Raw genomic sequence first — 21,566 nt, 5'->3', positions numbered from 1 at the left:
GGCCGTGGCGGCCTCAGCCCGCAGCGATCAACCCGCGGCGGCCTCAGCCCGCGACGATCTTGACCGACATGCTGTCGACCCGGTCGACGATGAGCGGGTCAACGGCCCACGCCGCCTGCAGTCGCCCCACGAGGGCCGCGAGCGCGTCACGGTCGAGGCCGGGAACGATCCCGAGCTGCACGACGATCTCGGGGGCACCGAGCCGTGCGTCTCGGTAACCCGGCGCGACCACCAGGCTGACCAGCGCCTCCTCGTCTCGCGACGCGTCGAGGAACGCCCGCAGGACGCGTTCGTCGTGGTGGCTGGGCGTCCACGGCAGGTCTTGGGCGATCGCCCAGACCGCCGGGCGGCGGAGTCCGAACTCGGTGATCGACCCGGGGTCGAGCACGATGTGGTCGGTCGACTCGGAGGCGGCGGCCAGGGCCACGCGGCGGGCGTCCACCGGCACGGGACGCGCGGCAGGGCGCCACCTGGTCAGGGTCTCGACCGATGTGAAGGCCGGCAGCACGTCACGACCGTCCGGGCCCGACACCGTGACGATCGACAGCTCCTGGGTCTTGTCGACGCGCCGCCCGTGTTCGTCGAGACCCTCGTCGCCGGCCACGGCGACCAGGGGCACGAGCAGTCGTGCCGGGCGCAGGGCGTCGACGACGTCGGCCTCGCCGAGTCGCCCCTCCCGAAAGCCGAGGAGGGCGTCGAGGAGGCGCGGGTCGGCCGATCCGTCGTCCCCCGCGTGCGCCGTGTCGTGGTGGTCGAAGGTGCGACCCGCCCAGGGGTGACCTGCGCTGTCGGCCCCGCGACCGGAGTGGTCGTGCCCGGAGTCGCCGGCCGCCGACCCGTCTCGCGCGTGCCCCCGGCCTTGCGGAGCAGCGGTCATCAGTTCAAGGCGACGTCGAGGGCCGCGGCGAGCGTGAAGGCACCCGAGTAGAGCGCCTTGCCGACGATGGCACCTTCGAGGCCCTGGGGCACGAGTTCGCGCAGGGCGGCGAGGTCGTCGAGGCTCGAGATGCCGCCGGACGCGATGACCGGGCGGTCGGTGCGGTCCATGACCTGTCGAAGCAGGTCGACGTTCGGGCCCCGGAGCGTGCCGTCCTTCGTGACGTCGGTCACGACGTAGCGCGCGCAACCGGCCTCCTCGAGCCGGGCGAGCACCGTCCAGAGGTCGCCGCCCTCTTCGGTCCAGCCGCGGGCCGCGAGCGTCGTGCCCCGGACGTCGAGCCCGACCGCCACCGCCTCGCCGTACTCGGCGATGACGTGGGCGGCCCATTCGGGGTTCTCGAGGGCGGCGGTGCCGAGGTTGATCCGCTTGACGCCGGTGCTCAACGCGTCCTCGAGCGACTTGTCGTCGCGGATGCCGCCGCTGAGCTCGACGTTCACCCCCTTGACCTGCTTGATGACCTTCTTGATCACGGCGCGGTTGTCGCCGCGACCGAAGGCGGCGTCGAGGTCGACCAGGTGCAGCCACTCGGCCCCCTGGCTCGCCCAGTCGTCGGCCGCCGAGACCGGGTCGCCGTAGTTCGTCTCGCTGCCGGCCTCGCCCTGGGTCAGGCGGACGGCCTGCCCGCCCGCCACGTCGACGGCGGGGAACAGGGTCAGGGCGGGGGTGGTGCAGAACTCGCTCATGTCGTCTCTCTCACGGGGCCGGGGCACCGCAGGGTCAGGAGGCGCGATCGGGTCGGTCGCGTCGGGGTCAGAGGGTGCCGAGCCAGTTCGAGAGCAACCGGATGCCCGGCTGCCCCGACTTCTCGGGGTGGAACTGCGTCGCCCACAGCGGGCCGTTCTCGACGGCGGCGACGAAGCGCCCACCGTGGTCGGCCCAGGTGACGTGCGGCTCGGTGAAGGGCCGGATGACGTCGAGCGACCACTCCTGCGCCGCGAACGAGTGGACGAAGTAGAAGCGCTCGTCGGCCACGCCGTCGAACAGGACGCTGCCCTCGGGCACGTCGACGGTGTTCCAGCCCATGTGCGGCAGGACGTCGGCCTTGAGCTCGTCGACCACGCCGGGCCAGGCCCCCAAGCCGCCGGTCGTGTTGCCGCGCTCGACGCCGCCCTCGAAGAAGACCTGCATCCCGACGCAGATGCCCATCACGGGGCGACCACCGGCGAGACGGCGATCGACGAGTTCTCCGCCGCGCACCGACTCGAGTTGGCTCATGACCGCCGAGAACGCCCCGACGCCGGGCACGAAGAGGCCGTCAGCCGCTTGCACCCGGGCACGGTCGGCCGTCAGCTCGACGTCGGCACCGGCGAGCTCGAGCGCCTTGACGGCCGAGTGGACGTTGCCGCTGCCGTAGTCGAGGACGACGACCGACGGTCGGGCGCCCGTCACAGGGCGCCCTTCGTCGACGGGATGCCACGGACGCGCGCGTCGGGCTGGACGGCCTGACGCAGCGCCCGGGCGAACGCCTTGAACTCGGCCTCGGCGATGTGGTGCGGGTCGCGACCGCCCAACACGCGGACGTGCACCGTGATGCCCGCGTGGAAGGTGATGGCCTCGAAGACGTGACGGACCATCGAGCCCGTGAAGTGCCCGCCGATCAGGTGGTACTCGAACCCCTCGGGCTCGCCCGTGTGGACGAGGTACGGACGCCCCGAGACGTCGACCACCGCCTGCACGAGCGCCTCGTCGAGCGGCACGAGCGCGTCGCCGTACCGCGAGATGCCGGACTTGTCGCCGAGCGCCTGCTTCAGCGCCGTGCCGAACGTGATGCCGATGTCTTCGACCGTGTGGTGCACGTCGATGTGGGTGTCGCCCCGCGCCGAGACCTCGAGGTCGATGAGGGAGTGCTTCGACAGCGCCGTCAAGAGGTGGTCGAAGAACGGCACCGACGAGTCGATCGTCGATCGGCCCGAGCCGTCGAGGTCGAGGGCGAGCGTGATGCTCGACTCGCTCGTCTCGCGCGAGAGGGAAGCGGTACGGGCGGCGCGGGTCGTCTCGGTCACGAAGAGAGCCTAATGTCGCGGAGCGCCTCGAGGAACGCGGTGGTCTCGGCCTCGGTGCCCGCACTGACCCGCAGGTGGTTCGGGATGCCGAGGTCGCGGACGATGATGCCCCGCTCGAGCAGGCGCTCGAAGACGTCGGCCGGATCGTCGACCCCGCCGAAGAGGACGAAGTTCGACCAGGTCGGCCACGGCTCGTAGCCGAGCTCGGTCAGCACGTCGACGATGCGGTCGCGTTGGGCCTTGATGTCGTCGACCATGGCCAGCATCTCGCCGGCGTGTGAGAGCGCCGCGACGGCCGCCGCCTGCGTCAGGGACGAGAGGTGGTACGGGAGGCGCACGAGACGGAGTGCGTCCGTCACCGCCGGGTGCGCGGCCAGGTAGCCGACCCGGGCGCCGGCGAACGCGAAGGCCTTGCTCATCGTCCGCGACACGACGAGCCGCTCACGCCCCTCGAGGAGGGTCAGGGCCGTCGGTTGGTCGGCCGGCATGAACTCGGCGTAGGCCTCGTCCACGAAGACGATGCCGTCGGTGGCCTCGTAGGCCGCCTCGACGGTGGCGAGATCGAGGGGCGTCCCGGTGGGGTTGTTCGGGCCGCAGAAGAAGACGATGTCGGGGCGGGTGCGCTCGATCTCGGAGACGGCCGTCTCGGGCGAGATGCGGAACCCCTCGTCACGGCGACCCTCGACCCACCGGCTGCCCGTGCCGGTCGTGATGATCGAGTGCATCGAATAGGTCGGGGGGAAGCCCAGCACCGACCGCCCCGGACCGCCGAAGGCCTGGAGGAGCTGCTGGATGACCTCGTTCGACCCGTTCGCCGCCCAGATGTTCTCTGGGGTCAACCCGTGCCCGAGATACGTCGCGAGCGATTCACGCAAGGTGGTGAACTCGCGATCGGGGTACCGGTTGACGTCGAGCACTGCTCGGGCCATCGACTCGACGATGTCGCGGGCCACGTCTTCGGGGATGGGATGCGTGTTCTCGTTGACGTTGAGGGCGACGGCGACCTTCTTCTGCGGGGCGCCGTAGGGCGTCAGACCGCGCAGGTCGTCACGGATGGGCAGGTCGTCGAGACTGAAGGACACCCCACCATGGTACGGGCGGGCCGCTGGCCCCCGCCTCCGTCAGCCACGGGGACGGTGGGTGGCAGGAGTGCCGGGGCCGTGCGCCTCGTGGGTCAGCGGGCGTACTGCGTCGGGACCGCGAGGCTCTGACCGGCGGAGACCTCGGCGCTGGGGAGGTTGTTCAGCGAGACCAGGTCGGCGATGACGTCGCGGGGGTCGGAGCTGGGGGCGATCTCGGAGGCGACCTGCCACAGGGTCTCGCCACCGTCGACCGTGACGTGCTGGAAGTCGGTGGAGCCCGTCGTGTCGGACGCGACCGCTCCGCCCCCGTTGAGGACGAGCGCACCGACCACGATGACTGCCGGGATCGCCACGAGCGCCGCGACGACCGCTCGGCCTCGCCGCGTGATGCGGAGGCGCGTGCGGACGACCCGGGACGGGTCGACGGGGGACGCAACTGCTGGAGAGGAGGTGACGCTCATGAGGTGGTCCTTTCACCGTGGGAAGACAGGGGACGAGTTCGTGCCCGGCACTCGGCCGGGAATGCCGGACACGAAGACGTGTTCCGAACATACATTCGATTTCTCGCGCTTTCAACCCCTCTGACGGGATCTCAGCCTCGATCGGAGGCCTGATCAGGTGGAGAAGACGCGACACACTCGAACATGTGTTTTGTCGACACCGCCTGATCGGATACGGTTTCGATCGGTGGTGAGAGTCAAACAGGGACCACCGACATCGACGGCAGGAGACCCATGAGCGACCCGAAGCGCACCCCGCAGGCGTCCCCCGACGCGCCCCGTCGAGCCGAGTCGGGCCTCCTCCCCCGCAAGGAGCTGACCGCGAAGCAGGCGACGATCCTCGCGGCCATCACCGAGAGCATCGGCCGCCGTGGGTACCCGCCGAGCATGCGAGAGATCGGTGACGCCGTCGGGTTGAGGTCACTCTCCAGCGTCACCCACCAGTTGAACCAGCTCGAACTCGCCGGCCGCATCCGTCGTGACCCGAACCGTCCGCGGGCCCTCGAGGTGCTCGTCGACGACGTGGCACCGGTCGCTCCCCCTGCCACCGTCTTCACGACGAGCGACGACGGTGACACCGCACACGTGCCCATGGTCGGCCGCATCGCCGCCGGCATCCCCATCACGGCCGAGCAGCAGATCGAGGACGTCATGCCGCTGCCGCGACAGCTCGTCGGCAAGGGCGAGTTGTTCATGTTGCGGGTGGTCGGCGACTCGATGATCGACGCGGCCATCTGCGACGGCGACTGGGTCGTCGTCCGGCAGCAGCAGGACGCCGAGAACGGCGACATCGTCGCCGCCATGCTCGACGACGAGGCGACGGTCAAGGTGTTCCGTCAGCGCGACGGCCACACCTGGCTGCTCCCTCGCAACAGCGCCTTCGAGCCCATCGTCGGCGATCACGCCCAGATCGTGGGCAAGGTCGTCGCGGTGCTGCGCTCGGTCTAGATCCTCGGGGCACCGCGGAGCCCGAACGACGAAGCGCCGGTCACCCTGAGGTGACCGGCGCTTCGTCTCGTCCGACTCGACGAGGCGGCGTCAGCGGGCGGACGTGACCGGGGCGACGTACTCCGTCAGTCCGGCGACGTCGCCCGGGTAGACGCGAGCGTGCACCCGGGTGCCGTCTTCTTCGTAGTCGGTGCTGACGACACGACCCGAGTCGTGCAGGTGCGAGACTACGTCGCCGCGGTCGTAGGGCACCAGCAGGTCGAGCTCGATCTCGGGCTCGGGCAGGACGGACGCGATGCGCGAGAGGAGCTCGTCGATCCCTTCGCCCGTCCGCGCCGAGACGAAGACGGCGGTCGGTTCGAGCCCGAGCAGGACGAGCCGCTGGTCGGCGTCGACGAGGTCGCTCTTGTTGAACACGACGATCTCGGCGATGTCGCGCCCGTCGACCTCGGCGATGACGTCGCGCACCGTGGCCAGCTGGGCGGCCGGGTCGGGGTGCGACCCGTCGACGACGTGGACGATGACGTCCGACGCCTCGACCTCTTCGAGCGTCGACCGGAAGGCCTCGACCAGCTGATGCGGCAGGTTGCGGACGAACCCGACCGTGTCGGCGTAGGTGAAGGGACGGCCGTCGGCGGTCACGCTCTTGCGCACCGTCGCGTCGAGGGTCGCGAACAAGGCGTTCTCGACGAGGACGCCGGCACTCGTGAGGCGGTTCAGCAGGCTCGACTTGCCCGCGTTGGTGTACCCGGCGATGGCGACGGTGGGCACCTCGTTGCGATCGCGGTTCGCCCGCTTCGCGTCCCGGGCGGGCTTCATCTCTTTGATCTGCCGACGCAGCCGGGCCATGCGGGTGTGGATGCGACGACGATCGAGCTCGATCTTGGTCTCACCGGGGCCGCGGCTGCCCATTCCGGCACCCGCGCCTCCTACCTGGCCACCGGCCTGGCGGGACATCGACTCGCCCCAGCCTCGGAGGCGCGGCAGCAGGTACTCGAGCTGGGCCAGTTCGACCTGCGCCTTGCCTTCGCGACTCTTGGCGTGCTGGCTGAAGATGTCGAGGATGACGGCCGTGCGGTCGATGACCTTGACCTTGACGACGTCCTCGAGGGCGCGGCGCTGGCTGGGGGCCAGCTCGGTGTCGGCGATGACCGTGTCGGCCCCCAGGGCGGCCACCGTCCCCCGTAGCTCTTCGGCCTTGCCCTTGCCGAGGTACGTGCTCGGGTCGGGGTTCGGACGGCGCTGCAGCAGGCCGTCGAGCACGACGGCGCCCGCGGTCTCGGCCAGGGCGGCGAGTTCGCGGAGGGAGTTCTCGGCGTCGGACATCGAGCCCTGCGAGTAGACGCCGATCAGGACGACGTTCTCGAGGCGCAGCTGGCGGTACTCGACCTCGGTGACGTCCTGCAGTTCGGTCGAGAGGCCCGCGACGCGTCGCAGGGCCTGGCGGTCGTCGCGCTCGGACTGGTCGCCGTCGGAACCCCCGTCGTGCAGGGACCGCGTCTGGATGGCCTGCGCCGGAGAGAAGACGGTGTACCCGGAGGCCCGCTGGGCCGCACGATCGAGGACGCGCGCGACGACGTCGTCGGGCTGGTCGTCCCGCTCGGAGTCGAGCGGTGTCGTGGTGTGGTCTGTCATCGGGGTGATACTAACCCTTTCGGTCTGCGGTGAGCGGGGAACGACGTCTCCGTCGATGTTCGGTAGGTTGACGAGCATGGCCAGCGAGCACTACTTCTCACCCCAGCCCGGCAGCGCGGCCAAGCCCAGGACGATCGACGTCGTCCTCGCGGGGCGCGAGCTGACGCTCACCACCGCCGCGGGCGTGTTCAGCCCCGGCCGCGTGGACCCGGGCACCGCGGTGCTGCTGGCGGGCACGCCGACGCCGCCGGAGACGGGCCATCTGCTGGACGTCGGGTGCGGGTGGGGCCCCATCACACTGAGCCTCGCGTTGTCGTCACCCGACGCGACGGTCTGGGCCGTCGACGTGAACGAGAGAGTGCTCGACCTCGTGCGCGAGAACGCGCGGTCGGTCGGCCTCGAGAACGTCAACGCCGTCACCCCCGACGATGTTCCCGACGACCTGCGGTTCGCGACGATCTGGTCGAACCCGCCCATCCGGGTCGGCAAGGCCGAACTGCACTCGCTCCTCGAGCGCTGGCTGCCCCGGCTCGACGACGGCGCGGAGGCCTGGCTCGTGGTGCAGAAGAACCTCGGGGCGGACTCCTTGCACCGGTGGATGGACGAGACGATGGGCGACGTCGTCGACGTGACCCGCGCCTCCACCAGCAAGGGTTATCGCGTGCTTCGCGCCGAGCGGGTCGACGCCGTCTGACGCGACGCCCGCGGCGTCGGCGGACGTCAGATCTCGAGCGCCCCGGTGAAGACGAGTTCGGCAGGACCACTGAGCGAGACGTGCTCGCCGTCGGCGTGGTGGCTGATCGAGACGCCCACGACACCCCCGGGCACGTCGACCAACCAGCCGTCGGGCGCCGAGGCACCCGCCCAGTGTCGGGTGGCCAGGGCTGCCGCGGCAGCACCCGTGCCACAGGAGAGGGTCTCGCCGCTGCCCCGTTCGTGCACGCGCATCCGGATGCGGCCGAGACCGTCGACGACGAGCGGGTCGGCCGGGACGACGAACTCGACGTTCGCCCCGTCGGCCGGGGCCGGCTCGATGATCGGCACGTAGGTCAGGTCGAGGCCGTCGAGCTCTTCGTCGCCCGCGAGTGCCACGACCACGTGCGGGTTGCCGACCGAGATCGGCAGGCCGGGGCGCGCGGCGTGCAGCTGGCGAGCCCGCACGACCGGGTCGTCGTCGCCGAGGCGCCACGGGCCCAGGTCGACCCGGAACCCCGTGCCGTCACGGCGCACCTCGCGCGCGCCGGCCCTGGTGCCGACCACCAGGACGTCGTCGTCGCCCATGGACACGAGCCCCCGCTCGACGAGGTACCGCGCGAACACCCGGATGCCGTTGCCGCACATCTCGGCGGGGCTGCCGTCGGCGTTGTGGTAGTCCATGAACCACTCGGCGCGCGGCTCGGTCTCGAGCAGGCCCGCCTCGGTCGACAGGGCGGCCGTGCGGACGGCACGGATCACCCCGTCGCCGCCCACGCCGAACCGTCGGTCGGCCAGTGCCCGGATCGTCGCGGGCGTCAGGTCGGTGCTCGCGTCGGGGTCGGTGAACAGGACGAAGTCGTTACCCGTGCCCTGCCCCTTGGTGAACTGCAGCGTGGTCGTCACCCGAGGAGTCTAGCCACGGCCCGGTCGACGGCCTGGGCGTCGCCCGAACGGGACCACTCGACGTCGTCGTAGCGACGGAACCAGCTCGCCTGCCGTCGGGCGTACCGCCGGGTGAGGGCCGCCGTCGCTTCGATCGCCTCGCCCTCGCTCAGCTGCCCCCTGACCTGCGCCGCCGCCTGGGCGTAGCCGATCGCGCGACCGGCCGTGACCCCCTGCTCGAGCCCGAGCGGCAGGAGGCCGCGCACCTCGTCGACGAGGCCGTCCTGCCACATGCGTCCGACCCGCCGGTCGAGGCGCTCCACCAGGACGGGACGCTCCTCGGCGACCCCGAACACCGTCGAGGGCCGCCAGGGCGTCGACGACCGGGGCAGCGTTCCCGAGAGCGGGCGCCCGGTGAGGTCGCCCACCTCGAGGGCACGGACGAGACGCCGGGCGTTGAACCGCCCGATCGACGCCGCCGACGCCGGATCGCGCTCGGTCAAGAGGTCGTACAGGGCGCCCGCCCCTCGCTCGTCGGCGATCGCCTCGTACCGTGCCCGGACGGCGGCGTCGGTGCCCGGGAACCGGAAGTCGAAGAGGACGCTCGAGACGTAGAGTCCCGAGCCGCCCACGAGCACAGCCACGGCCCCGCGCCCGTTGATCTCGTCGACGGCCGCCCGGGCCTCGCGCTGGTACCACTCGACGCTCGCCTCGTCGGTGACGTCGAGCACGTCGAGGAGGTGGTGCGGGATGCCCCGGCGTTCGGCCACCGGCAGTTTCGCGGTGCCGATGTCCATGCCTCGGTACAACTGCATGGCGTCGGCGTTGACGACCTCGACCGGCCGCCCCCTCTCGACGAGCGCCTCGGCGATCGCGAGCGAGAACGCGGACTTGCCCGTGCCGGTGGCACCGACGATCGCGACCAGCACGTCAGCGGAGGTCGTCGGTGGGGCTGTAGATCGGAGTCGTCGAGACCCTGATCGTCGGCAGCCCGAGACTCACCCTCGCCGGGCGAGCCGAGGAGGCGCTGGTCGCCTCGGTCGCGGACGGCACCCCGCACGACGCCGCCTGGGCGCGGTCCCACGCATCGCCCGCCCGCGTGCGACGCACCTCGTAGAGCGAGTCGGGAGCGTCGTGGGCGCCGGCGTCGGCGTCGGCGTCGGCGTCGGCAAGAAGGAAGAACGACGCCGCGTCGGTCACGCGCACGCTGACGACGTCGCCGGGACGCGGCACCTCGCGCCCGGCGGGCACCTCGAAGTGGACGAGTCGGCTGTCTTCCGCCCGCCCCGAGAGGCGATGGGTGGAGGCGTCCTTGCGGCCCTCGTCGGCGGCGACGAGGACCTCGACCCGTCGACCCACCTGACGACGGTTCTCTTCGGCCGAGATGCGGTCTTGGAGCGCCGTCAGCCGCTCGAACCGCTCTTGCACGACGGCCTTCGGGATCTGATCGACCATCTCGCCCGCCGGCGTGCCGGGACGGACCGAGTACTGGAACGTGAAGGCCGAGGCGAATCGCGATCGTTCGACGACCCTCAGGGTCTCGGCGAAGTCGTCTTCGGTCTCGCCCGGGAACCCCACGATGATGTCGGTGCTGATCGCGGCGTCCGGCATGGCTGCTCGGACACGGTCGATGATGCCGAGGAACTTCTCGCTGCGGTAGCTGCGCCGCATGGCCTTCAGCACCCGGTCGGAACCCGACTGGAGGGGCATGTGGAGTTGCGGCATGACGGTGGGGGTCTCGGCCATCGCGGCGATCACGTCGCTGGTGAAGGAGGCGGGGTGTGGGCTGGTGAAACGGACGCGCTCGAGGCCGGGGATCGCCCCGACGGCGCGCAGCAGCTTGCCGAAGGCGAAACGGTCACCGAACTCGACGCCGTACGAGTTCACGTTCTGACCGAGCAACGTGACCTCGACGGCACCGTCGTCGACGAGGGACGTCACCTCGGCCAGGACGTCGCCCGGGCGACGGTCCTTCTCCTTGCCGCGCAGCGAGGGCACGATGCAGAACGTGCAGGTGTTGTTGCACCCCACCGAGATCGAGACCCAGCCGCTGTGGGTGGAGTCCCGTTTGGTCGGCAGGGTCGAGGGAAACACGTCGAGGGACTCGAGGATCTCGAGCTGGGCTTCGTCGTTGTGTCGCGCCCGTTCGAGCAACGTGGGGAGGGCACCCATGTTGTGGGTGCCGAAGACCACATCGACCCAGGGAGCCTTGTCGAGGATGACGCTGCGGTCTTTCTGGGCGAGGCAGCCGCCGACGGCGATCTGCATGCCCTTGTGCTTCTTCTTCTGACCGGCGAGCGTGCCCAACGTGCCGTAGAGCTTCTTGTCGGCGTTCTCGCGCACGGCGCACGTGTTGATGACGACGATGTCGGCCTCGACCCCGTCGGCCGGGACGTAACCCGCCGCCTCGAGCGAGCCGCTGAGGCGCTCGGAGTCGTGGACGTTCATCTGACAGCCGAAGGTGCGGACCTCGTACGTGCGGACAGACCCGTCGACGGGCTCGGCGAGGGGGGTGGTGGCGACCGTCGTCATGGTGACTCAGTGTAGATCGCCGCCACGCCCGAACCGGTCACTCGAAGCGGACGCCGCCGCGGGAGCTTCCGCCGCGAGGAAGAGCCTTCTCGACAGCCCGACGGACGACCTCGGAGCGATAGCCCCGTCGCATCAGGTAGCCGTTCAGTCGACGCTCGGCCGTCTCTCGATCGAGTCCCCGCAGGGACCCCGCTCGCTTCCGCGCCCACTCGTCGGCACGCTGTTGCTCTTCGTCGTCGTCGGTCTCGCCCAGCGCCTCGTCGATGACCGCCGGGTCGATGCCCCGAGACCGCAACTCGGACGTGACGGCGCCGCGGCCGAGCCCCTTGCGCTCTTGTGTGGAGCGGACCAGGGTCGCGGCGAGCTCGGCGTCGTCGAGGAGTCCGACGCGTTCGAGACGCGCGATCTCGTCGGACACGACCGACTCGTCGAGATCGCGCGACCTGAGGAGTTTCTCCATCTCGTGCGACGACACGCCTCGACGGGACAGGGCGTGCAGACTCACGTTCTCTGCGCGGCGACGCTGGGCCTCGAGGTCTTCGGGCCCGTCGTCGGGCTGCTCGTCGAAGCCCGTCGCCTTGGGCCGCCCGGCGGCGCCGGCGCGGGCTCCGCGGGCCGACGGATGATCCGCCGCCGACGCGGCGACGCCATCGTCATCGCCCGCCCAGTGAGCACTGATCGCCGTCAGGACGGCGTCTCTGTCGGCCGCACCGTCTGCGGGTCGCCCGTCGCCGTCGTCGGCTCGAGCATGGGATGCCGGCTGTCGCCCGCCGTCGGTCGTGATGCCGAAGAGAGGCGTGACCGGAGCGAGACGCCCGGCGTCGGCACCGTCGTCAGACGGCCCCGACGCCGTGGCGCCGTCGTCGTCGCGCGAGGTCATGCGCCCTTTCGAGCGGCGATCTTCGCCTCGATCGACTCGACGGGCGCCTCGACGGGCTTGGCACCGCCGACACCGAGCTTGGCGAGGATCTTCTGCTCGATCTCTTGCGCGATCGCGGTGTTCTTGATGAGGAAGTTGCGCGAGTTCTCTTTGCCCTGGCCGAGCTGGTCGCCGTCGTAGGTGTACCAGGCACCCGACTTCCGGACGATGCCGTGCTCGACACCGAAGTCGATGAGGCTGCCCTCGCGCGAGATGCCCACGCCGTAGAGGATGTCGAACTCGGCCTGCTTGAAGGGCGGCGCCATCTTGTTCTTGACGACCTTGACGCGGGTGCGGTTGCCGACCGCGTCGGTACCGTCTTTCAGCGTCTCGATGCGCCGGATGTCGAGGCGGACGGACGCGTAGAACTTGAGCGCCTTGCCGCCGGCCGTCGTCTCGGGGCTGCCGAAGAAGACACCGATCTTCTCGCGCAACTGGTTGATGAAGATCATGGTGGTGCCTGTCTGGCTGAGCCCACCGGTCAACTTGCGCAACGCCTGAGACATGAGTCGGGCCTGCAGGCCGACGTGCGAGTCACCCATCTCGCCCTCGATCTCGGCACGCGGCACGAGGGCGGCGACGGAGTCGATGACGACGAGGTCGATCGACCCCGAGCGGACGAGCATGTCGGCGATCTCGAGCGCCTGTTCGCCGGTGTCGGGCTGCGACACCAGCAGCGCGTCGATGTCGACGCCGAGCTTCTTGGCGTATTCGGGGTCGAGAGCGTGCTCGGCGTCGATGAAGGCGGCGATGCCGCCGTTGCGCTGGGCGTTGGCGATGGCGTGCAGGGTCAGGGTCGTCTTGCCCGACGACTCGGGACCGTAGATCTCGACGATGCGGCCGCGGGGAATGCCACCGATGCCGAGAGCGACGTCGAGGGCGATCGAGCCGGTCGGGATCACGGCCACGGGAGCACGCTCGTCGCTGCCGAGGCGCATCACGGCGCCCTTGCCGAACTGTCGGTCGATCTGGGCGAGAGCCGTCTCGAGGGCCTTCTCGCGGTTTTCGGCTGAGGGCATGTCGTTCTCCTTCGTGGTGGTCGTCCGTGCGCCTGTAGGCTGTCGCGTCGCCGCCGACCGGTGGTGCAAGGTCGTCGTCGTTGCGACAAGGCTGATGTCGCCGGCTTCTGCCGGTGACGCGGAACGTCGATGCGAGAAACGCTACGGGCCACCCCCGACATCGCGGTGGCGACGACGGCCCGAGGTGCACAACTCGACGATCTACGTCCTTGTGGAGGACGCTATCACCCACCCGAACACGTGTTCGACCGATCCGCCCCGGCGTGTCGAACACACGGTCGAGCCGATCGTCGTCAGCCCTTCGGCTCGGGCAGGCCCACCCCGTGTCGGCGGGGCACCGGGACGCCCTCGGCCTCGCAGAGGGCGAGCCAGACGTCGCGAGGCGACTCGCCTTGCGCGATGGCCTGATCGGCCGTCCGGTCGCCCAACGACTGGATGACGAGGTCTCGCGTGAGGACACGACCGTAGGCGTCCCCGAACTCGTCCTCGACGGCTCGGGCGAACTCGCTCTTGCGCATCAGACGAGGGTACCCCGGACGACGAACGCCCCCGGCGTGAGCCGGGGACGAACGCCCCCGGCGTGAGCCGGGGGCGTTCGGAGGGGATTCGGGACGTCAGCGCACCGCGAGGTCGGCGTCGAACTCGGCGACGAGGTCGTCGGGAAGCGTGTCGGGGATCGGGTTCAACCCCTCGATGACGGCCATGCGGTCACCGACCTCTCGCATGATGACCGAGATGGGCGTCTCGAGCGCGTCCGCGACCGACGCGAGGATCTCGGAACTCGCCTCTTTCTGACCACGCTCGACCTCGCTGAGGTAACCGAGGGCGACGCTCGCCTTGCTCGCGACCTGGCGGAGGGTGCGCCCCTTCTGCAGACGGAAGTCGCGGAGGACGTCGCCGATTTCTTGACGTACCAGGACCATGGGACCCTCCTTCGGGGACAACCCACCTGACGGGATGGTTTCAGGTGGGGGACGACGGGTGTGGTGCTCTGACCGACTGACCACGACTGTAGCCATCGGGGACTGTGCACCTGTTGTGAACTCGGGAGTTGTAACGAGACCGAAACGCCGGCTATTCCCTCGTCTCGGCCAGCCAGCTGCCGAGTGCTGCCAGTGATTCGGAGACCGTGCCGTTTCGGATGGCCTGCCGGTCGCCGGCGAGCGACAGGCGAACGACGCGCGCGCCTCCTGACCAGGCGAGCCCCACGAACACCGTCCCGGGCTCGTGCCCGCCCTGCGGATCGGGCCCGGCGACGCCTGTCGTCGCCAGCCCGATGTCGGCCGAGCGTCCGTCGGTGGCGAGGACGTCGCGCACCCCGGTCGCCATGGCCGAGGCCACGTCGGGGTGCACGGGCCCGTGGCGGGCGAGCAGGCCTGCGTCGACCCCCAGCAGGGTGTGCTTGAGCTCGGTCTGGTAGGCGACCACTCCACCGCTCACGACCGCCGACGCCCCCGGCACCGACACGAACTCGGAGACGAGGGCACCGCCGGTCAAGGACTCGGCGACCGCCACCGTCAGCCGCCGCCGCGTCAACTCGGCCACGAGATCGGAGGCCAGGGTCACGCGCCGGCCTTGCCGTGTCGGAGGGCCACGCGCATGTAGTCCGCACCGGAGACGAGGGTCGCGACCGTGGCCGCGGTCATGAGCACGCCGTTGACCCAGTGCATGCCCTCGCCGAAGACGTTCCAGAGCGGAAAGAGTGCGAGTGTCACGGCCACGGCCTGGAGGACCGTCTTGGCCTTGCCACCCCGCGAGGCCGGGATCACGCGGTCGCGCAACACCGCGAAGCGGTACACCGTGATGCCGATCTCGCGCACGAGGATGAGGGCGGTGACCCACCAGGGCAGTTCGCCCAGGATCGTCAGCGAGACGAGCGCGCCGCCGATCAGCACCTTGTCGGCGATCGGATCGACGATCTTGCCGAAGTCGGTGACGAGGTCGAGCCCTCGCGCCAGCATGCCGTCGAGGCTGTCGGTCAGGATCGCCACGACGAAGAGCGCAGCAGCCCAGATGCGCAACGACCCGTCGGCACCGTCGTCGATCAGCAGCCACGCGATGAACAGCGGTGCCATCAAGATGCGCACGACCGTGATGACGTTCGCGATGTTGCCCGTGCTGGCCGGCCCCGCACCCCGCGAGGCGACCCGCCCGCGGAACGAGAAGGCCGAGCGCGGGGCAGCCGGGTCGGTCGGGTCGTGCTGGCTCATGGTCTAGTCCCTGCCCGTCAGGTGCCAGGCATCTTCGCTGCCGGCGTCGTCGTCTTCTGCGAAACCACGGGTCATCGCCTCGACCGGGTCGTCGTCGTAGTCGCCCGCCTCGGCTCGCGACGACGTCGGAGTGGCCGAGGAGGCGCCTCCTGCGGACGGGGCACCGCCGGCGTCTCCGCCGCGCAGCTTCGCCAGCACGCCGGGGAGCTGTTCGGTCGTGACGAGCACGTCACGCGCCTTGGACCCCTCGGAGGGACCGACGATGTCGCGGGACTCCATGAGGTCCATCAGGCGGCCCGCCTTGGCGAACCCCACCCTGAGCTTGCGCTGCAGCATCGAGGTCGAACCGAACTGCGTGCTGACCACGAGTTCGGCGGCAGCGAGCAACAGCTCGAGGTCGTCACCGATGTCGCCGTCGATCTCGCGTTTCTCGACCACCGCCGCGACGTCGGGCCGGTAGTCGGGCCGGGCCTGACGGGTGACGTGGGCGACGACCTGCGCCACCTCGTTCTCTTGCACCCAGGCCCCCTGGACCCGCATGGCCTTGGACGCGCCCATCGGGAGGAAGAGACCGTCGCCCTGGCCGATGAGCTTGTCGGCACCCGGTTGGTCGAGGATGACCCGCGAGTCGGTGACGCTCGAGACCGCGAAGGCGAAGCGGGAGGGCACGTTGGCCTTGATGAGCCCGGTCACCACGTCGACCGAGGGCCGTTGCGTGGCGAGGACGAGGTGGATGCCCGAGGCGCGTGCGAGCTGGGTGATGCGGACGATGCTGTCCTCGACGTCGCGGGGGGCGACCATCATCAGGTCGGCCAACTCGTCGACCACCACGAGCAGGTACGGGTAGGGCTTGAGTTTGCGCTGGCTGCCGGCCGGCAGGACGATCTCTCCGCCCACCACGGCACGGTTGAAGTCGTCGATGTGACGGAAGCCGAAGCTGGCCAGGTCGTCGTACCGCATGTCCATCTCTTTGACGACCCACTGCAACGCCTCGGCGGCCTTCTTCGGGTTCGTGATGATGGGCGTGATCAGGTGAGGGACGCCGGCGTAGATCGACAGCTCGACCCGCTTGGGGTCGATGAGGACCATCCGGACGTCGGTCGGCTTGGCCCGCATGAGCAACGAGGTGATCATCGAGTTGATGAAGCTCGACTTGCCCGAACCGGTGGCGCCGGCCACGAGCAGGTGGGGCATCTTGGCCAGGTTCGCGACCACGTAGCCGCCCTCGACGTCTTTTCCGACGCCGATCGTCAGCGGGTGGACGCTCTTGGTCGCCGCCGACGAGCGCAGCACGTCGCCCAGGGCGACGATCTCTTTGTCGGTGTTGGGGATCTCGACGCCGATCGCGCTCTTGCCCGGGATCGGGGACAGGATGCGGACCTCGTTCGAGGCCACCGCGTAGGCGAGGTTCTTCGTCAAGGCCGTGACGCGCTCGACCTTGACGCCGGGACCGAGTTCGATCTCGTAGCGCGTGACGGTCGGTCCACGCTTCAGGCCGGTGACCTTGGCGTCGACGTTGAACTGGTCGAGCACCTGGCTGATCGCCGCCACGATCGCGTCGTTCGCCTCGCTGCGAGCCTTGGCGGGCTCGCCCACCGACAGGCTCGAGACGGCGGGGAGCCGGTACGGGGCGCTCTCGGCCCCGTCGTCGACCTCGTCGAGGGACGGCGGAGCGGGCTCGTCGGGATCGACGGCGAGGAAGTCGGCGGCCGCGTCGCTCTCGCCGACGGGCTCGGCCGGGACGGACGGCAGGACGGTGGTGGAGGCGGTGGGCCGGGCCGCGGGCACGTCGAAACCCTGCGCCCGGACGGCGTCCTCGGCGCGGTCGAGATCGCCGAGGAGGTCGGCCGAGAAGACGTCGGTCGCCGCCGTCGGCGGCGCCCCGGCCGCGGCGCCCGCCGTGGCGGAAGCGCCCACGGTGCCGGCGCTCGTGGTGGCACCCGGGTCGTCGGCGACGGGTTCGAACGAGGGCTTCTTGCGACGCCGACGACCGAGCGTCTCGGTCGGAGAGGTCTCGCCGGCACTGACCAGCGGGGTGTCGTAGGCCGGGTCGTCCTCGCGCTGGTCCTTGTTGCGTCGCCACCAGGGCAGGGACTCGGACTCGGCCAGGTCGACCAGGTCGCGGTCGCCCTCGGCACCGTCGGGCGAGGTCGACGTCGTCTCGCCGAAGAGGTAGGAGTACAGCTCGCCGAGGCGCCGATGGATGCGGTTGGGGGGCGTCTTCGTGATGATCAGCAGGGAAAACGCCAGGAGGACGATCACGAGGGGGACGGCCACCCACTCGGTCGCGAGGGCGACGAGCCACGAGGCCACGACCCACCCGAGCACCCCACCGCCGGTGGCGAGGGCGCGGAGGCCCTCGGCCGCCTGGGGCTGTCCGCCGAAGATGTGGCACAGGGCGCTGATCGAGACGATCGACAGCCCCAGGCCGATGCCGATGCGCGTGTTGTCGTGAACCGAGGCCGGGTGTCGGAACAACCAACCGGCGAACAGGACCATGATGACCGGCAGGGCGTAGGCGACCCGCCCGAAGAGACCGCCGAACGTGTACGCGTCGAACCCCACGGCGAGCGGGCTGGTGGGGTTGAGCCACTCGACGACCGCGCCGGCCACGGCGAGCAGGACGAGCAGGAACGGCACGCCGTCTCGACGTTCGTCTTTGGCGAGGGACTCTTTGCCCAGCAGGCGGAACGCGCCTCCGGTCAGGTGGGCGAGCCCCATCCACGCCGAGGCGAGTGGACCGGGGCCCTCTCGGACGGGGTCGGGCTGACGGGCCGCGGGCAGCTTCTTCGTCGCCTTCGTGGCACCGGAGGTCTGCGCCGCGCGCGACGACGAGCGCGAACGCGCGGTCGACTTGGTGGGCGTGGCCATGGGCTCCAAGGTACCTCGCGGCACCGACAGGGGCCGGAGGCGGTCCGGTGTGTGTCAGTAGCGGATGGCGTCGATCACCTTGACGCGGATCGCGACGAGGGCCGGCAGCACTCCGGCCACGGCCCCGATCGCCGTGGCGGACGCCAGCCCGATCAGGGCGGCCTCGACGGGGAACGGCGGCAGGTCGCTGACGGACCCCTGCGCGATGAAGCCCTGCACGGTCGGGTTCTCGACCACGAGGACGGCGGCCATCACCCCGACCGCGCCGGCCACGACCGTCCCCACCACGCTCTCGAGCATGACCGAGAAGAAGACGCGTGGCGCCGTGGCCCCGAACGATCGACGCACCCCGATCTCGCGGATGCGTTGCCGGACCGTCACGAGCGCGATGTTGACCAGGCCGAGACCGCCGAGCAGCAGCACGAGGACGCCCACCCCCGTGATGATCAGCTTGATCGGGCCGAAGGGATCGGCGTCCCCGCCGGCGGCGTAGTCCTGTCGACTGACGTCGACCTGGAAGCCGTCGCCGAGGGCGGCCTCCATGTCGGACGCCACCTGGGCACTGAGTGCGTCGCTCGTCTCGGGCGGCAACCACATCTCGTACTGCGGGGTCTCTTCGCCGTAGGTCGTCACGGCGAGGTCGTGGTCAGGGATGGGCAGGAGGTACAGCGACGCCGACTCGTAGTCGGCCGCGGCGGACACGCCGGTGACGACGACCGTGGCCGAGTCGGCCCCGCGGAGGAGCAGCGTCGGGTGGGTCGAGAGGGGCGGCGAACCGAGCTGGCGCCAGAGCACCTCGTTCACGATGACCGCCGGCGCCAGCCGTGAGGTGTCCGCGTCGGTGAACCACAACCCCTCGGTCATGACGACCCGGTGCATCTCGCCGTAGGGGACGTCGACCGTCACGGACCCGACCTCGGTCACGCCGTCCGACAGTTGCACGGCGCGGGTGCCGTAGGCGACACGGCTGATCTGGTCGATGCCGTAGCGCTCCGTCGCCGTCGCGAAGGCGTCCTGGATCGCGTCGGCGTCGGGTGACGACGAACCGGTCGAGTAGGCGTTGACGTAGTAGTTCGCGGGCCGTCCGCCGTTCCGCTCGGCGCTCTCGCGCGACGACTGCTCGGCGAGGCCGCCGAGGGCGACGACGCCGGTCAGCGCCGCCACCGCCACGGCCACGCCCACGAGGCTGAGGAGGACGCGCAACTTGTTGACGCGGAGCTCGGCCCACGCCTCGACGACGGCACCCACGACGTCGGCCACCGCGCGCTTCACGCGTCCACCACGGTCGAGGATTCAGCAGCCGAGAGGACGCCGGCGTCGAGCCGGTAGTGACGCGACGCGAGTGCGGCCACCGCGAGGTCGTGGGTGATGGTCACCAGCGCGGCCTCGTTCTCTCGGGCGATGCCGTCGAGCAGGGTCATCACCCCGGCCCCGGTCTCGACGTCGAGGGCCCCCGTGGGCTCGTCGGCCAGGATGACCCGGGGCCGCCGGACGAGCGACCGGGCGATGGCCACACGCTGCTGCTCGCCGCCGGAGAGCCGGTGGGGCATCGACTCGGCCCGGTGATCGAGGCCGACGCGCTCGAGCATCTCGCCCGCGACGGCCCGACGACGCCAGAACTCGGAGCCCGACGAGTACAGCAGTGGCGTCATGACGTTCTCGAGCGCCGTGCGCCCCTGCAAGAGGTTGAACTGCTGGAAGATGAACCCCACCTGCGCCCCCCGCAGACGGTCTCGTCGACCGCTGCGCAGGGTCCGCACGTCGACGTCGTCGAACCAGTGGGTGCCGGTCGTGGGCTCGTCGAGGAGCCCGAGGATGTTGAGCAACGTCGACTTGCCCGACCCGGACCGTCCGACGATGCTCACGTGCTCGCCGGCGTCGACCTCGAGGTCGACGCCGGTGAGGATGTCGAGGGTGGCGTCGTCGGCGAGCGGCACGGTCTTGGTGACCGCCTCGAGTCTGATCAGGGTCATCAGCTGCAGAGGTCCTCGCCGGTCTCGACATCGACGCAGCCGTCCTGCGGCACGGCAGCCGCGCCGGGGACGAACTCGAGCACGAGGTCGCCTTCCGAGAGGCCGTCCGTGACCTCGACCGTCGTGCCGTCGTTGATGCCCAGGGTGATGTCGCGCTTCTCGGTCGTGCCGTCCGCGCCGACGACCGACACCACACCCTTGCCCGCTGCGCCCTCGACGGCCGTGAGGGGCACGGTCAGGACGTCGGTGGCGACGCCGGCAGGGATCGTCAGCTTCGCCGCGAGACCGCTGAAGACGGTCACGTCGCCGGGCACGACGCACGAGACTCCCTGCCCCGACGAGGAGCCCTGCGTCGACGTGGCACCGTCCGAGGTGGCGTCGTCGCCGAGGGACGACGACGTCGATCCCCCGACGGTCAGCCCCGTGCACGCGAACGGCGCGGGTCCGCCGGTGATGGCGACCGAGCCCTCGGTCGGCCGACTGACGAGGCGGTACAGCTGGTCGGCTGCCAACGACCCCGTGACGTGGAAGGTGGGAGGCGCGACCTGCGCGACGGCATCGCCCACGGCCACCGTCTGGTCCTTGATGACGGCCACCGACGTGACCGTCCCGGCCACGGGTGCCGTGACGACCGCCGTCTTGACGATCGGCTTGCGCTCGGTCACCGTGCCGTCGGCCGCGACGAGCGGGTCTTGCGGCGTCTCGGACCGGAGGGTCGCCAGCCGGTCACCGACCGCGACGACCTGGCCGGTGGCCACGTCGACGGTCGTCACCGTGCCGGCGAGGGTGGCGGGCACGGCCGACGCCGGGTCGGACACGACCGTGGCCTCGACCACGACGTCGTTGGTGATGGTGCCGACCGCGACGGCGACCTGCGGTTCGACGAGCTCGCCCGTCGGGACGGCCACCGAGTCGTCCCCGGCGGCGGGAGCCGCGAAGAACGCGAGCTTGACGAGTGCCGCCGCGATCGCGACGAAGATCAGGATGCGCAGGATCGGGAAGACCCAGACTTTGGCGATGCGCAAGGGCTACCCCCGGTCGATGTACTGACGTGTCAGACGTCACCGTAGCGAGGCCGGCGGGACCAGCGCCTCACCCCCGAGGATGACTGGCGTCGCCGAAGATCCGCCTCTCGGACCGGACCCGCGTCGGCACGAGGGCGGCGCCGACCCCGCGCCCTCGACGCCTCGCCGGGACGACGACGGCCCGCGGGGTCTCCCCCGCGGGCCGTCGTCGGATGCGGACACCTCAGGCGCTGATGACCACCGGCACGATCATCGGACGACGACGGTGCTGCGTGTTCACCCAACGGCCGACCGTGCGGCGCACGACCTGGCTGAAGGCGTGCGTGTCGCG

Annotated in this window: 22 protein-coding genes; 2 read left to right on the top strand and 20 right to left on the bottom strand. The window is 70.6% G+C overall.

Features of this window, described 5'->3' with window-relative positions; translation table 11 throughout:
* Positions 1-43: 43 nt before the first annotated feature.
* The 6 genes from ITJ55_RS12175 to ITJ55_RS12150 all read right to left on the bottom strand — a co-directional run bounded on the left by ITJ55_RS12175 (position 44) and on the right by ITJ55_RS12150 (position 4,486).
* Positions 44-877: an SseB family protein gene (locus ITJ55_RS12175; protein ID WP_194595547.1), complete on the bottom strand. Its 834-nt coding sequence runs from the start codon at positions 875-877 to the stop codon at positions 44-46.
* On the bottom strand, positions 877-1,623 hold the full coding sequence (priA, locus tag ITJ55_RS12170) for a bifunctional 1-(5-phosphoribosyl)-5-((5-phosphoribosylamino)methylideneamino)imidazole-4-carboxamide isomerase/phosphoribosylanthranilate isomerase PriA (protein WP_194595546.1): 747 nt from the start codon (positions 1,621-1,623) through the stop codon (positions 877-879). The genes ITJ55_RS12175 and priA overlap by 1 nt, the downstream gene beginning before the upstream one ends.
* Before the next feature lie 67 nt (positions 1,624-1,690).
* The gene (gene hisH / locus ITJ55_RS12165) at positions 1,691-2,329 is read right to left on the bottom strand and encodes an imidazole glycerol phosphate synthase subunit HisH (protein WP_194595545.1); all 639 of its coding nucleotides are present in this window, start codon (positions 2,327-2,329) and stop codon (positions 1,691-1,693) included.
* Positions 2,326-2,943 (bottom strand): imidazoleglycerol-phosphate dehydratase HisB, encoded by a 618-nt coding sequence (gene hisB, locus ITJ55_RS12160; RefSeq protein WP_194595544.1) that lies wholly within the window; start codon positions 2,941-2,943, stop codon positions 2,326-2,328. Before hisB ends, hisH begins: the two co-directional genes overlap by 4 nt.
* Entirely contained in the window at positions 2,940-4,025 is a 1,086-nt protein-coding gene (locus ITJ55_RS12155; RefSeq protein WP_194595543.1) for a histidinol-phosphate transaminase, read from the bottom strand. The genes hisB and ITJ55_RS12155 overlap by 4 nt, the downstream gene beginning before the upstream one ends.
* A 92-nt stretch (positions 4,026-4,117) precedes the next feature.
* Positions 4,118-4,486 (bottom strand): hypothetical protein, encoded by a 369-nt coding sequence (locus ITJ55_RS12150; protein WP_194595542.1) that lies wholly within the window; start codon positions 4,484-4,486, stop codon positions 4,118-4,120.
* A 273-nt stretch (positions 4,487-4,759) separates the two neighbouring features.
* Between ITJ55_RS12150 and lexA the strand changes: the two genes are divergently transcribed.
* Complete coding sequence (gene lexA, locus ITJ55_RS12145) at positions 4,760-5,473, top strand: transcriptional repressor LexA (RefSeq protein ID WP_194595541.1); 714 nt, start codon at positions 4,760-4,762, stop codon at positions 5,471-5,473.
* Between the two features lie 90 nt (positions 5,474-5,563).
* On the opposite strand, the gene hflX is transcribed toward lexA, so the two are convergent.
* Positions 5,564-7,108 carry a GTPase HflX gene (gene hflX, locus ITJ55_RS12140; protein WP_194595540.1) on the bottom strand — a complete coding sequence of 515 codons (1,545 nt, stop codon included), beginning with the start codon at positions 7,106-7,108 and terminating at the stop codon, positions 5,564-5,566.
* Positions 7,109-7,184: 76 nt separating this feature from the next.
* On the opposite strand from hflX, the gene ITJ55_RS12135 reads away from it, so the two are divergent.
* The gene (locus ITJ55_RS12135) at positions 7,185-7,802 is read left to right on the top strand and encodes a class I SAM-dependent methyltransferase (protein WP_194595539.1); all 618 of its coding nucleotides are present in this window, start codon (positions 7,185-7,187) and stop codon (positions 7,800-7,802) included.
* 26 nt (positions 7,803-7,828) lie between these two features.
* Here the strand turns inward: ITJ55_RS12135 and dapF are convergent, their stop codons facing one another.
* The 13 genes from dapF to ITJ55_RS12070 all read right to left on the bottom strand — a co-directional run bounded on the left by dapF (position 7,829) and on the right by ITJ55_RS12070 (position 21,235).
* Positions 7,829-8,707 carry a diaminopimelate epimerase gene (gene dapF / locus ITJ55_RS12130; protein ID WP_194595538.1) on the bottom strand — a complete coding sequence of 293 codons (879 nt, stop codon included), beginning with the start codon at positions 8,705-8,707 and terminating at the stop codon, positions 7,829-7,831.
* Positions 8,704-9,615 (bottom strand): tRNA (adenosine(37)-N6)-dimethylallyltransferase MiaA, encoded by a 912-nt coding sequence (gene miaA / locus ITJ55_RS12125; RefSeq protein WP_194595537.1) that lies wholly within the window; start codon positions 9,613-9,615, stop codon positions 8,704-8,706. Before miaA ends, dapF begins: the two co-directional genes overlap by 4 nt.
* Position 9,616: 1 nt before the next feature.
* Entirely contained in the window at positions 9,617-11,218 is a 1,602-nt protein-coding gene (gene miaB, locus ITJ55_RS12120; RefSeq protein ID WP_194595536.1) for a tRNA (N6-isopentenyl adenosine(37)-C2)-methylthiotransferase MiaB, read from the bottom strand.
* A 37-nt stretch (positions 11,219-11,255) separates the two neighbouring features.
* Positions 11,256-12,098 carry a regulatory protein RecX gene (locus tag ITJ55_RS12115; RefSeq protein ID WP_194595535.1) on the bottom strand — a complete coding sequence of 281 codons (843 nt, stop codon included), beginning with the start codon at positions 12,096-12,098 and terminating at the stop codon, positions 11,256-11,258.
* Positions 12,095-13,156, bottom strand: coding sequence for a recombinase RecA (gene recA / locus ITJ55_RS12110; RefSeq protein WP_056262869.1), 1,062 nt, complete (start codon positions 13,154-13,156; stop codon positions 12,095-12,097). Before recA ends, ITJ55_RS12115 begins: the two co-directional genes overlap by 4 nt.
* A 293-nt stretch (positions 13,157-13,449) precedes the next feature.
* On the bottom strand, positions 13,450-13,674 hold the full coding sequence (locus ITJ55_RS12105) for a DUF3046 domain-containing protein (protein WP_056262867.1): 225 nt from the start codon (positions 13,672-13,674) through the stop codon (positions 13,450-13,452).
* A gap of 96 nt (positions 13,675-13,770) precedes the next feature.
* On the bottom strand, positions 13,771-14,079 hold the full coding sequence (locus tag ITJ55_RS12100) for a helix-turn-helix domain-containing protein (protein ID WP_056262865.1): 309 nt from the start codon (positions 14,077-14,079) through the stop codon (positions 13,771-13,773).
* A gap of 151 nt (positions 14,080-14,230) precedes the next feature.
* The gene (locus tag ITJ55_RS12095; RefSeq protein ID WP_194595534.1) at positions 14,231-14,722 is read right to left on the bottom strand and encodes a nicotinamide-nucleotide amidohydrolase family protein; all 492 of its coding nucleotides are present in this window, start codon (positions 14,720-14,722) and stop codon (positions 14,231-14,233) included.
* Complete coding sequence (pgsA, locus tag ITJ55_RS12090) at positions 14,719-15,366, bottom strand: CDP-diacylglycerol--glycerol-3-phosphate 3-phosphatidyltransferase (RefSeq protein WP_194595533.1); 648 nt, start codon at positions 15,364-15,366, stop codon at positions 14,719-14,721. The genes ITJ55_RS12095 and pgsA overlap by 4 nt, the downstream gene beginning before the upstream one ends.
* Positions 15,367-15,369: 3 nt before the next feature.
* Entirely contained in the window at positions 15,370-18,237 is a 2,868-nt protein-coding gene (locus tag ITJ55_RS12085; RefSeq protein ID WP_194595532.1) for a DNA translocase FtsK, read from the bottom strand.
* A 54-nt stretch (positions 18,238-18,291) separates the two neighbouring features.
* On the bottom strand, positions 18,292-19,509 hold the full coding sequence (locus tag ITJ55_RS12080) for an ABC transporter permease (protein ID WP_194595531.1): 1,218 nt from the start codon (positions 19,507-19,509) through the stop codon (positions 18,292-18,294).
* Positions 19,506-20,210 (bottom strand): ABC transporter ATP-binding protein, encoded by a 705-nt coding sequence (locus tag ITJ55_RS12075; protein WP_194595530.1) that lies wholly within the window; start codon positions 20,208-20,210, stop codon positions 19,506-19,508. The genes ITJ55_RS12080 and ITJ55_RS12075 overlap by 4 nt, the downstream gene beginning before the upstream one ends.
* Complete coding sequence (locus ITJ55_RS12070; RefSeq protein ID WP_194595529.1) at positions 20,210-21,235, bottom strand: HlyD family efflux transporter periplasmic adaptor subunit; 1,026 nt, start codon at positions 21,233-21,235, stop codon at positions 20,210-20,212. Before ITJ55_RS12070 ends, ITJ55_RS12075 begins: the two co-directional genes overlap by 1 nt.
* Positions 21,236-21,566 lie beyond the last annotated feature (331 nt).

This window comes from Frigoribacterium sp. VKM Ac-1396 (genome assembly GCF_015350895.1).
Classification (GTDB): Bacteria; Actinomycetota; Actinomycetes; order Actinomycetales; family Microbacteriaceae; genus Frigoribacterium.
This window is presented reverse-complemented; position numbering and strand designations above follow the sequence as displayed.